At 55.4% G+C, this 12,896-nt stretch carries 14 protein-coding genes; 4 read left to right on the top strand and 10 right to left on the bottom strand.

Features of this window, described 5'->3' with window-relative positions:
• Nucleotides 1-6 precede the first annotated feature (6 nt).
• Together dxs and JTA15_RS00565 are read left to right on the top strand one after the other, a co-directional pair.
• The gene (dxs, locus tag JTA15_RS00570) at nt 7-1,869 is read left to right on the top strand and encodes a 1-deoxy-D-xylulose-5-phosphate synthase (protein WP_219372734.1); all 1,863 of its coding nucleotides are present in this window, start codon (nt 7-9) and stop codon (nt 1,867-1,869) included.
• 63 nt (nt 1,870-1,932) lie between these two features.
• Entirely contained in the window at nt 1,933-2,907 is a 975-nt protein-coding gene (locus JTA15_RS00565) for an aldo/keto reductase (protein WP_014168853.1), read from the top strand.
• An 81-nt stretch (nt 2,908-2,988) separates the two neighbouring features.
• Here the strand turns inward: JTA15_RS00565 and thiL are convergent, their stop codons facing one another.
• From thiL to nrdR, 5 genes are all read right to left on the bottom strand, one after another.
• The gene (thiL, locus tag JTA15_RS00560; protein ID WP_020885221.1) at nt 2,989-3,960 is read right to left on the bottom strand and encodes a thiamine-phosphate kinase; all 972 of its coding nucleotides are present in this window, start codon (nt 3,958-3,960) and stop codon (nt 2,989-2,991) included.
• 78 nt (nt 3,961-4,038) lie between these two features.
• Nucleotides 4,039-4,458 carry a transcription antitermination factor NusB gene (nusB, locus tag JTA15_RS00555; RefSeq protein ID WP_006809908.1) on the bottom strand — a complete coding sequence of 140 codons (420 nt, stop codon included), beginning with the start codon at nt 4,456-4,458 and terminating at the stop codon, nt 4,039-4,041.
• Between the two features lie 21 nt (nt 4,459-4,479).
• Nucleotides 4,480-4,950, bottom strand: coding sequence for a 6,7-dimethyl-8-ribityllumazine synthase (gene ribE, locus JTA15_RS00550; protein WP_006176874.1), 471 nt, complete (start codon nt 4,948-4,950; stop codon nt 4,480-4,482).
• An 87-nt stretch (nt 4,951-5,037) separates the two neighbouring features.
• Complete coding sequence (gene ribD, locus JTA15_RS00545; protein WP_219372733.1) at nt 5,038-6,141, bottom strand: bifunctional diaminohydroxyphosphoribosylaminopyrimidine deaminase/5-amino-6-(5-phosphoribosylamino)uracil reductase RibD; 1,104 nt, start codon at nt 6,139-6,141, stop codon at nt 5,038-5,040.
• A 4-nt stretch (nt 6,142-6,145) separates the two neighbouring features.
• A complete protein-coding gene (nrdR, locus tag JTA15_RS00540) occupies nt 6,146-6,595 on the bottom strand; it encodes a transcriptional regulator NrdR (protein WP_008503337.1) in 450 nt (149 codons plus the stop codon).
• A 152-nt stretch (nt 6,596-6,747) separates the two neighbouring features.
• Here nrdR and JTA15_RS00535 point away from each other — a divergent pair, with 152 nt between their 5' ends.
• Nucleotides 6,748-7,287: a DUF3251 domain-containing protein gene (locus JTA15_RS00535; RefSeq protein WP_025204974.1), complete on the top strand. Its 540-nt coding sequence runs from the start codon at nt 6,748-6,750 to the stop codon at nt 7,285-7,287.
• A 266-nt stretch (nt 7,288-7,553) separates the two neighbouring features.
• Complete coding sequence (locus tag JTA15_RS00530; RefSeq protein WP_025204975.1) at nt 7,554-8,438, top strand: nucleoside-specific channel-forming protein Tsx; 885 nt, start codon at nt 7,554-7,556, stop codon at nt 8,436-8,438.
• A 48-nt stretch (nt 8,439-8,486) separates the two neighbouring features.
• Here the strand turns inward: JTA15_RS00530 and JTA15_RS00525 are convergent, their stop codons facing one another.
• From JTA15_RS00525 to yajC, 5 genes are all read right to left on the bottom strand, one after another.
• Entirely contained in the window at nt 8,487-9,167 is a 681-nt protein-coding gene (locus JTA15_RS00525; protein ID WP_014168847.1) for a YafY family protein, read from the bottom strand.
• A 14-nt stretch (nt 9,168-9,181) separates the two neighbouring features.
• Entirely contained in the window at nt 9,182-9,547 is a 366-nt protein-coding gene (locus tag JTA15_RS00520; RefSeq protein ID WP_020885224.1) for a VOC family protein, read from the bottom strand.
• 142 nt (nt 9,548-9,689) lie between these two features.
• Nucleotides 9,690-10,661: a protein translocase subunit SecF gene (secF, locus tag JTA15_RS00515; protein ID WP_113656521.1), complete on the bottom strand. Its 972-nt coding sequence runs from the start codon at nt 10,659-10,661 to the stop codon at nt 9,690-9,692.
• A gap of 10 nt (nt 10,662-10,671) precedes the next feature.
• Nucleotides 10,672-12,519: a protein translocase subunit SecD gene (gene secD, locus JTA15_RS00510; RefSeq protein WP_014168844.1), complete on the bottom strand. Its 1,848-nt coding sequence runs from the start codon at nt 12,517-12,519 to the stop codon at nt 10,672-10,674.
• A 27-nt stretch (nt 12,520-12,546) separates the two neighbouring features.
• A complete protein-coding gene (gene yajC / locus JTA15_RS00505) occupies nt 12,547-12,879 on the bottom strand; it encodes a preprotein translocase subunit YajC (protein WP_000007630.1) in 333 nt (110 codons plus the stop codon).
• Nucleotides 12,880-12,896: the final 17 nt, after the last annotated feature.

Here is a 12,896-nt window from a genome sequence, read left to right as displayed (position 1 = left end):
CCTTTGATGAGTTTTGATATTGCCAAATACCCGACACTGGCGTTAGTTGACTCCACCCAGGAGTTACGCCTGTTGCCGAAAGAGAGCCTGCCGAAGCTGTGCGATGAGCTGCGTCGCTACCTGCTCGACAGCGTAAGCCGCTCCAGCGGCCATTTCGCCTCCGGGCTTGGCACGGTAGAGCTGACCGTGGCGCTGCACTATGTCTATAACACGCCGTTCGATCAGCTCATCTGGGATGTCGGCCACCAGGCCTATCCGCATAAAATTCTGACCGGACGTCGCGATAAAATTGGCACCATTCGTCAGAAAGGCGGCCTGCACCCGTTCCCATGGCGTGGCGAGAGCGAGTACGACGTATTAAGCGTTGGGCACTCCTCCACCTCGATCTCTGCGGGTATCGGTATTGCGGTGGCAGCCGAAAAAGAGAATAAACAGCGTCGTACCGTCTGCGTCATTGGCGACGGGGCGATCACTGCCGGTATGGCCTTTGAGGCCATGAACCATGCGGGCGATATCAAGCCAGACATGCTGGTTATCCTTAATGATAACGAAATGTCGATTTCCGAAAACGTGGGCGCGCTGAACAACCATCTGGCGCAGCTGCTCTCCGGCAAGCTTTACTCCTCGCTGCGCGAAGGCGGCAAAAAAGTCTTCTCCGGCGTACCGCCAATCAAAGAACTGCTTAAACGCACCGAAGAACACATCAAAGGCATGGTCGTACCGGGTACGCTGTTTGAAGAGCTGGGCTTTAATTATATTGGTCCGGTGGACGGGCATGACGTTCTGGGGCTTGTCACCACGCTGAAAAACATGCGTGACCTGAAAGGCCCGCAGTTCCTGCATATCATGACCAAAAAAGGCCGTGGATACGAACCGGCGGAAAAAGATCCCATCACCTTCCACGCGGTACCGAAATTCGACCCGAGCAGCGGTTGCCTGCCCAAAAGCAGCGGCGGCATGCCGAGCTATTCAAAAATCTTTGGCGACTGGCTGTGTGAAACCGCCGCTAAAGACAATAAGCTCATGGCGATCACCCCGGCCATGCGTGAAGGTTCTGGCATGGTGGAGTTCTCCAAAAAATACCCGGACCAGTATTTTGACGTTGCCATTGCCGAGCAGCACGCGGTGACCTTTGCGGCAGGCCTGGCGATTGGCGGTTATAACCCGGTTGTCGCCATTTATTCCACCTTCCTGCAACGCGCCTACGACCAGGTGATCCATGACGTTGCCATCCAGAAGCTGCCGGTCCTGTTTGCTATCGACCGCGCAGGCATTGTGGGTGCTGACGGCCAGACGCACCAGGGGGCATTTGACCTGTCGTTCCTGCGCTGCGTCCCGGATATGGTCATCATGACGCCAAGCGATGAGAACGAATGTCGTCAGATGCTGTTTACCGGCTACCACTATCAGGATGGCCCTAGTGCGGTGCGCTACCCGCGCGGCAATGCCGTCGGCGTTGAACTGCAGCCGCTGGAAAAACTGCCGATAGGTAAAGGTCTGGTGAAGCGTCGTGGTGAGAAAGTGGCGATCCTGAACTTTGGTACGCTGATGCCGGAGGCCGCGAAAGTGGCTGAAACGCTGAATGCGACCCTCGTGGATATGCGCTTTGTGAAGCCGCTCGACGAGGCCCTGATCCTGAGCATGGCGGAATCTAATGACGTGCTGGTCACGCTGGAAGAAAACGCCATCATGGGCGGTGCGGGCAGCGGCGTAAACGAAGTGCTGATGGCTAACCGTAAAGCCGTGCCGGTACTGAACCTTGGTCTGCCGGATCATTTCATTCCACAAGGCACCCAGGACGAAGCCCGTGCGGCGATTGGCCTGGATGCGGCCGGCATTGAGACAAAAATCCGTTCCTGGCTGGCCTGATCCCTCCCCTTTTCCGCTCCTGCTATGCTTAAACGTATTGTTTAAAAAAGCAGGAGCGGAACCATGCAATACACGACATTAGGAAAAACAGACCTTCAGGTTTCCCGACTTTGCCTGGGATGCATGACCTTTGGCGAGCCAGACCGGGGAAATCACGCCTGGACGCTGCCGGAAGAGAGCAGCCGCCTTATCATCAAACGCGCACTCGACGGCGGGATTAACTTTTTTGATACTGCCAACAGTTACTCCGACGGCAGCAGCGAAGAGATTGTCGGCCGCGCCCTGCGCGATTTTGCCCGCCGTGACGATGTGGTCGTCGCCACCAAGGTATATCACCAGGTGGGTGATTTGCCTGAAGGCCTTTCCCGTGCGCAAATCCTGCGATCGATTGATGACAGCCTCCGGCGTCTGAATATGGATTATGTCGACCTGCTACAAATCCACCGCTGGGATTACAACACGCCGATTGAAGAGACGCTGGAAGCCCTTAACGATGTGGTTAAGGCCGGGAAGGCGCGTTACATCGGCGCATCGTCTATGCACGCTTCGCAGTTTGCCTCAGCGCTTGACCTTCAGGCGCAGCACGGCTGGGCACGGTTTGTCACCATGCAGGATCACTACAACCTTATCTATCGCGAAGAAGAGCGCGAGATGCTGCCGCTCTGCTATCAGGAAGGCGTAGCGGTGATCCCATGGAGCCCCCTGGCGCGCGGACGCCTCACCCGACCTTGGGGAGAGACCACTGCCCGCTCGGTGTCGGATGCGTTCGGTAAAACCTTGTACGAAGGTACGGAAGCCAGCGATGCGTTGATCGCCGAGCGTTTAGCGGGGATTGCCGATGATACCGGTGCCACGCGTGCGCAGGTAGCGCTGGCGTGGCTGCTGAGCAAACGCGGAGTCGCGGCACCGATTATCGGTACATCGCGGGAAGAACAGCTGGATGAGTTGTTGAGTGCCGTTGATTTAACGCTGACGCCTGAGCAAGTCGCCGAGCTAGAAACGCCGTACCAGCAGCATCCGGTGGTAGGGTTTAAGTAAGCCCACGCCCTGCCCCTCTCCCAAAAGGAGAGGGAACAAAATCCCTCGGCCGGGTAAGCGCAGCGCTACCCGGCCGACGAATCACGCAAAGTGGTCGTAACCCTTCCAGTCAAGCGTAACCGGCGCGCCATCACGCACAAATTTCAGCCCTTCACTTTCCGGCATAATCTGTCCGATACAGGTAAACTTCGCCCCAAGGTGAGCTAGCGCCACGTCCAGCGTTCCCCGGTTCAGCTCCGGTACGGTAAAGCACAGCTCATAATCTTCGCCGCCGGAGAGCGCCCAGCGCAGAGCCTGCTCGGGTTCCACATGGCGAAGCAATGGCTCTGACAGCGGGAACAGATCCAGATCTACGCGCGCGCCCACACCGCTGGCCTTCAGAATATGGCCGAGATCGGAGATAAGCCCGTCAGAGAGGTCGATAGCCGAGCTTGCCCGCTCGCGCAGCGCCTGGCCGTGCAAAATACGCGGCGTTGGGCGCAGATGGCGTTTCACCAGATATGCCGCATCGTCGGCATCCTTGACGCGTAAGCGGTCCTGGAGGATTGCCAGCCCTGCGGCGCTGTCACCCGGCGTGCCGGTTACGTAGATCCAGTCACCCGGCTTTGCGCCCGAGCGTTTCAGCGCCCGGCCCAGCGGGACATAGCCGTGGATCGCAAGCGTCATCGACAGCGGCCCGGCAGTGGTGTCACCGCCAATCAGCTGCATATCGTAGTAGTTGAGCTGATCAAACAGCGCATCGCTAAAGGCTTCAAGCCAGTCTTCGTCCACCTCGGGCAGCGTCAACGCCAGCGTCAGCCACGCGGGATCGGCGCCCATGGCCGCTAAATCGCTTACGTTGACCGCCAGCGCTTTATACGCCAGATCGGCGGGATCGATATCAGGTAAAAAATGACGTCCGCACACTAAGGTGTCGGTGCTGATTGCCAGCGTCTGTTTTTCGGGAATATTGAGAAGTGCGCAGTCATCGCCAATGCCGGTTTCAACATCAAGACGAGAGGTTCTGACACGGTCGAAATAACGGGCAATCAGGGAGAATTCGCCGCATGCCATACGTTATGCCTCAGCAAATTAAATAAAAAAACCGGAGCCGCACTGCCCGGCAGGCAATGCAAAACTCCGGTTTGCGGATCACTTTTTGTGGGGACGGATCGCAGGTGCGGCTTTATCCAGCACACCGTTTACAAATTTATGGCTGTCTTCAGCGCCGAAGGTTTTCGCCAGTTCGATCGCTTCGTTGATGGCCACTTTGTACGGCACATCATCACGTTTAGACAACTCAAACAGCGCGATACGCAACACTGCTTTCTCAACCTGACCCAGCTCTTCGAGCAGACGGGACAGGTATGGCTTCATCAGACCATCGAGATACGCGCTATTAGTCGCCACTCCCGACAGCAGTTCACGGAAGTACAGAACGTCAACGTCTTTCACGTCCTGTTCTGACAGGAACTGGTATTCAACATCAGCGATGTCGTTCTGGGACAACTGCCAGGAGTAAAGTGCCTGGACGGCACATTCACGGGCGCGGCGACGAGCAGCAGGTTTCACGGAATTCCCCTTACAAAAAAATCAGGCCTTAATGGCTTTCAACACATTGATCATTTCAAGCGCGGTCAGTGCAGCTTCTGCACCTTTGTTACCGGCTTTGGTACCAGCGCGCTCAATGGCTTGTTCAATACTTTCGGTAGTCAGCACGCCAAACGCGACAGGAATTTCTGCATCCTGCGCAACGTGTGCCAGACCATTGCTTGCACCGCCTGCAACGTATTCGAAGTGTGCAGTGCCGCCACGAATAACGGTACCCAGCGCAATCACCGCGTCGTATTTACCGGTTTTCGCCAGCGCGCCCGCTGCCAGTGGCAGTTCATAAGCACCTGGAACCCAAACAACGGTAATGTTGTCATCTTTAACCTGGCCGATACGTTTCAGGGCGTCAATGGCACCTTCCAGCAGGCTGTCGTTGATGAAGTTGTTGAAACGCGCAATGGTGATGGCGACGCGAGCGTCCGGGGTAGCTACAGCAGCTTCAATAATGTTCATACTCTTCCTTTACGGGTTCATTTGGCCCCGCAGGGGGGCGGATTTTATCATAATACTTTGCGCACTGCTTCCCTATTTCAGGAGCAATTACGCTGGCGTTAAATGGAGGCAGACATCCGGGCCCACCGGACGAATCTCGCTAAATTTGAGTTGTGGTGCATCGCCAAGTTTTTCAAGACCCGGCAGCACAAACAGACCACGCGCATCGTTACCCAACAGTTTGGGTGCTACGTAGACAATCAGCTCATCCACCAGCCCGGCCTGCAGCAGCGCGCCGGCCAGCGTCGGCCCCGCTTCTACCCAGATACTGTTCACCTGTTGCTTACCAAGCAGCATCATCAGCACCACTAAGTCGAGGTGCCCGTTATGCTTTGGCACCATGATGCTGCGTACGCCTTGCGGCCATTCACGCGCATCGTCCTGCGTGCGTGCAATCCAGGTTTCGCCCTGCTGTTGCACGATGCGGTGCGCAGGCGTGATGCGATTCTGGCTATCGATGACAATACGCAGCGGCTGACGCAGGTTTTCCTGCGGGTAGCACGCCTGGGTATCGGCATTCAGTTCATCCCAGCGCACGGTCATGGCAGGATTATCAGCCAGAACCGTTTCACTGCTGGTGAGGATAGCATGGCTTTGCGCGCGCAGACGTTGCACATCGCGCCTTGCCTGCGCAGAGGTGATCCACTGGCTCTCGCCGTTCGCCATCGCCGTGCGACCATCCAGTGAGGCCCCAAGCTTAAGCTGAATGTACGGGAACCCGGTGCGCATGCGCTTCAGGAAGCCTTTGTTGATCGCCTCAGCATCCTGCATCATCAGGCCGTGACTGACGTCAATCCCTTCCTGCTGCAGTCGATACAGGCCGCGTCCGGCAACCTGCGGATTGGGATCCTGCATCGCCGCGACAACGCGCGCGACACCCGCCGCAATGAGTGCTTCGCAGCACGGCGGGGTACGGCCGTGGTGGCTGCAGGGTTCCAGCGTCACGTAGGCCGTTGCACCGCGCGCCTTTTCGCCGGCCATGCGCAGGGCATGAACTTCGGCATGGGGCTCACCGGCACGGTAGTGAAACCCTTCGCCCACGATCTCGCCATCGTTGACAATGACGCACCCGACGTTAGGGTTGGGATGGGTGGTAAAACGACCGCGCTGCGCCAGCTTCATGGCTCGCGCCATGTAAATCTCATCCTGCATGAGCTTAATCCTGTAAGCGGGCGATCTCTTCGCCAAACTCTTTGATATCTTCGAAACTGCGGTACACAGAGGCGAAGCGGATATAGGCGACCTTATCGAGCTTTTTCAGTTGCTCCATCACCAGGTTGCCAATCATCTTGCTTGGCACCTCGCGCTCACCCAAACCACGAAGGTAAGATTTTATGTGGTTTAACGCCATTTCGACGTCATCTGCACTGACAGGGCGTTTTTCCAGCGCCTTGAGCATCCCGCTGCGCAGTTTCTCTTCGTTAAACGGCTCACGCACGTCGTTACTTTTTACCACGCGCGGCATTACCAGCTCTGCAACCTCAAAGGTCGTGAAACGCTCGTTGCACACCAGACATTGCCGGCGGCGGCGTACGGAAGACCCTTCGCCCACAAGGCGAGAATCGATAACTTTGGTATCCACAGCGGAGCAGAATGGGCAATGCATACGGTATCCCTGTTATGTGGTTAACTGATTTTCATTTTACCCTGATCTGGCCTGACAACAAAGGAAGAGCTTTTTGAGACAAAGGATCTATGCCTGTTGATGCGATGCTGGCTACCATTACGGAGATCCGTTATTTCAAGGAAATAAACGCAATGACAAGACGTTACCTGAAAATATTGCTGGTGGGGAGTCTGTTTACCCTTAGCGCCTGTGCACAGCAAACCGAAGTCCGTCAAATGAAACAAAGCGTGAATACGCTCAATACCGCGATGGACAAACTGAACAAAGAAACTGTGAAGATCACCCAGCAAAACGCGCTGAATGCCAAATCCAGCAGCGGGGTTTATCTGCTGCCCGGGTCTAACACCCCGGCGCGCCTTAACAGCCAGATTGGCACGCTGAAAATGTCGCTGGTTAACGTGGCGGCCAATGCGGATGGTACTCGCGCAACATTACGCATTCAGGGGGAATCCAACGATCCTCTGCCAGCCTTTAGCGGCACCGTCGAGTGGGGGCAGATTCAGGGCACCACCGAGAACTATCAGGAAGTGAACGTGAAGAGCCAGCTGTTCACCGCACCCGCCAGCGTGCTGGCCCCGAGCGATGTTGACATTCCGATCCAGCTGAACGGACTTACGCCGGATCAGTTAGGTTTCATCCGCATTCACGATATCCAGCCCGCCGCGCAGTAATCCCCTTTCAGCGGAGTGCAATGTCACTCCGCTAACATTTACAATCCGCAAAGATTGGCAACAGAAATCATTGCCGCTACAATCCCCGCCGTTTAAAGTACGCAAACGTGAACGCAATCGATTACGCGTGTGAGAGATATGTGAAACAACACATATTTTTGTGAGCAAGGATTCCTATAATAGGCTCCGCAGAAACACGAAATATTTAGAAACGCAATTCGCGCATTTTTCACTCCCGGAAGGGAATTTCAATCAGTGGCATGATTATGAAAAAAACATTACTCGCGGCTGGCGCCGTGCTGGCACTCTCCTCCACTTTCACTGTTAACGCAGCGGAAAACGATAAACCACAATACCTCTCCGACTGGTGGCACCAGAGCGTTAACGTGGTCGGCAGCTATCACACCCGTTTCGGACCACAGATCCGCAACGATACCTACCTGGAGTACGAAGCCTTCGCCAAGAAAGACTGGTTCGATTTCTACGGCTATATGGATGCACCGGTCTTCTTCGGCGGTAACACCGATGCGAAAGGTATCTGGAACCACGGTTCCCCCCTGTTCATGGAGATCGAACCCCGCTTCTCCATTGATAAGCTGACGGGCACCAGCCTGGCGTTTGGTCCATTCAAAGAGTGGTACTTCGCGAATAACTACATCTACGACATGGGCCGTAACGCGTCCGGTCGTCAGAGCACCTGGTATATGGGTCTGGGTACCGACATCGATACCGGTCTGCCAATGAGCCTGTCCCTGAACGTCTATGCGAAATACCAGTGGCAGAACTACGGTGCCGCGAACGAAAACGAGTGGGATGGCTACCGTTTCAAAGTGAAATACTTTGTGCCAATTACCCAGCTGTGGGGCGGTAACCTGAGCTATATCGGTTTCACCAACTTTGACTGGGGTTCAGACCTGGGCGACAACGACTTCCGTGACCTGAACGGTAAGAAAGCGCGTACCAACGACTCCATCGCCTCCAGCCACATCCTGGCGCTGAACTATGATCACTGGCACTACTCCGTTGTTGCGCGTTACTGGCATAACGGCGGTCAGTGGAACGATGACGCAAGCCTGAACTTCGGCAATGGCGACTTCAGCGTACGTTCTACCGGCTGGGGTGGTTACCTGGTTGTCGGTTACAACTTCTGATGTGAAAGAAGGTAAAAAGGGACAAAGCCAGCTGATATGCTGGCTTTTTTATTGCTTAACCTTACGCAGAAAATCCGCCAGCGATCGCTCCGCGCTTTCGCTAAAACGCCTCTGCGTGAGCGTAATATTCAGACACCTGTCGAGCCGGAAGCAGCGGTAGTCATCACGCCGTTCACACCACGCGGCCAGCAGCCAATGCTCTCCCCAGAAGAACAGCCCCAGCGGCTGAATGTCGCGCCATGTCAGATGCCCGGCTTCATCACGATAATGCAGCGCCAGTACGCACTGGGCAGAAATAGCCTGATGAATAACATCAAAGTCGCTACGCGAATGCGGCTGAAGCGCAATATCCGGCGCATATATCCGCGTCTGTTCCGCCTTACGTCGGCTCTCCTCGGGCAGGATCGCCAGTACCTTCTCCTGCGCCGACTCAAGCTCACGCGAGAGCGAGTCGCCGCCCCAGGTTTTCAGCAGACGGATGGCGACCATCAACGCTTCAGATTCTTTATTCGTCAGCATCAGCGGAGGTAAGTCAAAACCCGACATCAGCCGATAGCCGCTTCCCGCCTCCCCTTCCACCGGCACGCCGGAAAGCGACAGGTCGCGGATATCACGGTATACGGTCCGTTCCGATACGCTCAACCTGTCCGCCAGATGCGCTGCCGTTGTCAGACGCCTGCCTCTCAGGATCTGCACAATCTGAAACAAACGGTCAGCGCGTCGGGTCATATCGTATTCAGCTCTCAGGCAGGTTGATGGAGGCCGACGCGATTACCTTCGCTGTCGGTAAACAAGGCTATGGTGCCAATGCCACGCGGCAATTCCAGCGGACCAAACACGCACTCGCCACCCGCAGACGCGATGCGATCGAGCGTTGCCGCCAGGTTGTCAGTATGCAGGTAAATAATAGCGCCCTGTACGGACGGTGTAATGCCCTCAAATTTTGCCAGCGCGCCGCCGGTGGCCGGATCGTCATGCGGGAAAACGGCTAACTCAGCCACATCCATTTTCTCTCGTCTCAGCTGTACCTGCATCACGGGCTCATAAAATTTGATAGCGCGATCCATATCGGCGACCGGAATTTCAAACCAGTTAATCACACTTTTCATACATCCTCCTGCCTGTTGTTTGGGTTCGAAAAGAGTCTACGACAGGGCTCCTGACAGCATACTGTCAGGAGTGTTTGGCAGGAGCAGATAAAAAAAATCCCGGTCAACAGACCGGGATTTCGGGAACGAACGACACGTCGTCTTACGGCAGAATAGACGGCTGATCCGCCCCTTCTTTCTCGACTTTCTGCTGGAGCAGGTGCTCGCGCTTCATGCCAAGTTTCAGAGCCAGTGCGGAGGCGACGTAGATAGACGAAGCCGTACCGATAGAGACACCGATCAGCATGGTCAGCGAGAAGCCTTCCAGTACCGGGCCACCGAAGAGGAACAGCATCAGGATCACCATCAAGGTGGTTCCGGATGTGATCAACGTACGGTGCAGCGTCTGGGTCAACGACACGTTAAAGATTTCGTACGGCGTACCGCGACGGATCTTACGGAAGTTTTCACGAATACGGTCAGATACCACGATACTGTCGTTCAGTGAGTAACCGATAACGGACATCAGGGATGCCACGATTGTCAGGTCAATCTCAATGTGGAACAGAGACAGTATGCCCATGGTGATCACCACGTCGTGCGCCAGGGCGATAACCACACCCGCCGCCAGTCGCCACTCAAAGCGGAAACCGACGTACACCAGAATGGAGATCAGAGCCACCAGCAGCGCCATCGCACCGGTTTGCGCCAGGTCAGCACCTACGCTTGGCCCGACGAACTCGATACGCTTAACCGTCGCATTCTGGTTGGTTGTTTCGTTAACCACGTTAACAACCTTGCTGCCCAGCTCCTGGCTGCCGTTCGCATCGTGCACCGGCGGCATACGCACCATGATGTCACGGCTGCTGCCGAAGTTCTGCAGCAACGGCTCTTCAAAGCCCGCTTTCTGCAGAGACTGGCGCATCTGGTCCATATCGACCGGTTTTTCCAGGGAGATCTCAATTACCGTACCACCGGTGAAATCAAGACCCCAGTTAAAGCCTTTCACGCCCATCACGATAAGGGAGAGGATCAGCAGTAAACCTGAAATGCCGAAAGCCCAGTAGTCCCAGCGCATAAAGTCCCAGACTTTACGGCCGTGGTTCAATTGTTCAACAGTATATTCCTGTGCCACAACGCACTCCTCAGATAGACAGCTTTTTGACGCGCTTGCCGCCATACAGCAGGTTCACGATGGCACGGGTGCCGACAATAGCGGTAAACATTGACGTTGCAACACCGATACCGGTGGTGATCGCAAAGCCTTTGATAGCGCCAGTCCCCACTGCATACAGGATAAGAACCTTAATCAGTGTTGTTACGTTCGCATCGAAGATGGAGCTAAATGCCCCTTTGTAGCCTTCGTCAATCGCCTGCTGAACAGAGCGACCGTTGCTTAACTCTTCTTTGATACGTTCGTTTATCAGTACGTTGGCGTCGACCGCCACCGCAAGGGTTAAGACGATACCGGCAATCCCCGGCATGGTCAGCGTCGCCCCCGGCAGCAGAGACATGATGCCGATAATCAGCACCAGGTTCGCAACCAGTGCGCTTGTCGCAATCAGACCAAACTTCTTATAGAAGAAGATCATGAAGAGGATGGAGACCACCAGACCGGCCAGACACGCTTCCAGACCCTGCTTGATGTTTTGCATCCCCAGCGTTGGACCAATGGTACGTTCTTCAACAATCTGAATCGGTGCAATCAGCGCACCGGCACGCAGCAGCAGCGAAAGCTGACGCGCTTCGTTCGGGTTGTTGATACCGGTGATGCGGAAGCTATTACCCAGACGAGACTGGATGTTGGCGATGTTAATCACCTCTTCCTCTTTCACCAGCACCGCGCGGCCGTTTGCGTCTTTCTTACCGCTGTCTTTGTACTCCACAAACAGGGTCGCCATCGGTTTACCGATGTTGTCCTTGGTGAAGTTAGACATGATGTTACCACCCGCGCTATCCAGCGAGATGTTAACCTGCGGCTGGTTGTATTCGTCCTGGCTGGATGTGGAGTCGGTGATGTGGTCACCGGTCAGGATCACGCGTTTGTACAGCACAACTGGCTGACCTTCGCGGGTCTGTTTCACTTCCGAATCGCCCGGAATACGGCCAGCGGCGGCAGCGGACTGATCGACGTTGGAGTTAACCAGACGGAATTCCAGCGTAGCAGTTGCCCCCAGAATCTCTTTCGCACGTGCCGTGTCCTGAATACCCGGGAGTTCCACCACGATACGGTCAGCACCCTGACGCTGTACCAGTGGCTCAGCAACCCCCAGCTGGTTTACACGGTTACGCAGAATATTGATGTTCTGCTGAACGGCGTATTCACGGGCTTCTTTCAGGCGAGCATCGGTCATCACCGCGCGCAGCTGGTTGCTGCCCTGAGAGGTGATCACGAGGTCACGGTGACGTTGAGTCAGGTAATCTACAGCCTGATCGCGCGCCGCGCTGTCGCGGAACGTGATGCTCATACCGTAGTTATCTTCTTTACGAACGGTAGTGTAAGCGATGCCTTTCTCGCGCAGATCGCTGCGCAGGCTGTCGATGTTTTGTTCCTGCAGTTTGCCGAGCGCGGTATCCATATCCACTTCCATCAGGAAGTGAACACCGCCACGCAGGTCAAGACCGAGTTTCATTGGCTCTGCATTCAACGCAGCCAGCCAACGCGGGGTTGCAGGAGCAAGGTTAAGCGCCACGACGTATTTATCACCCAGCACGCCCATCAGCACTTCGCGAGCGCGGAGCTGCGTGTCGGTGGTGTCGAAGCGAGCAAGAATTGCGCCCTCTTCCAGAGCCACAGACTTAGCGGTAATTTTTTCTTCTTGTAACGATTTCTGGACCTGGATCAGCGTTTGCTCACTGGCGGCGACACCGCGCGCGCCAGTGATTTGAACAGCCGGATCCTCACCATACAGGTTGGGAAGCGCGTACAGCAGGCCGACGAGAATCACGGCGACCAGCATGATGTACTTCCACAAAGGATAACGGTTTAACACGGCAGTTCCCTTTGGGAAAAGTTGGGATTACAGCGCCTTCATGGTGCCTTTCGGCAGAACGGCAGCTACGAAGTCACGTTTGATAACCACTTCAGTGGTGTCGTTCAGGGCAATAGCAATGTAGCCACTTTCAGCCACTTTGGTTACGCGACCGACCAGACCACCGTTGGTCAGCACTTCATCACCTTTGGCAATGGAGTCCATCAGCTTTTTGTGCTCTTTGGTACGCTTCTGCTGTGGGCGCAGGATCATGAAGTAGAAGATCAGACCGAACACAACCAGCATCAGAATCAGAGACATCGGGCTGCCCTGCGCCGGAGCACCTGTTGCCGCTACCGCATCAGAAATAAAAAAGCTCATTCAAATTCCCTCATTAT

The organism is Enterobacter sp. BIDMC 29 (assembly GCF_019378755.1).
Taxonomy (GTDB): domain Bacteria; phylum Pseudomonadota; class Gammaproteobacteria; order Enterobacterales; family Enterobacteriaceae; genus Enterobacter; species Enterobacter ludwigii.
The sequence above is the reverse complement of the archived record's forward strand: the minus strand, read 5'-3'. Positions and strand labels throughout refer to the sequence as shown.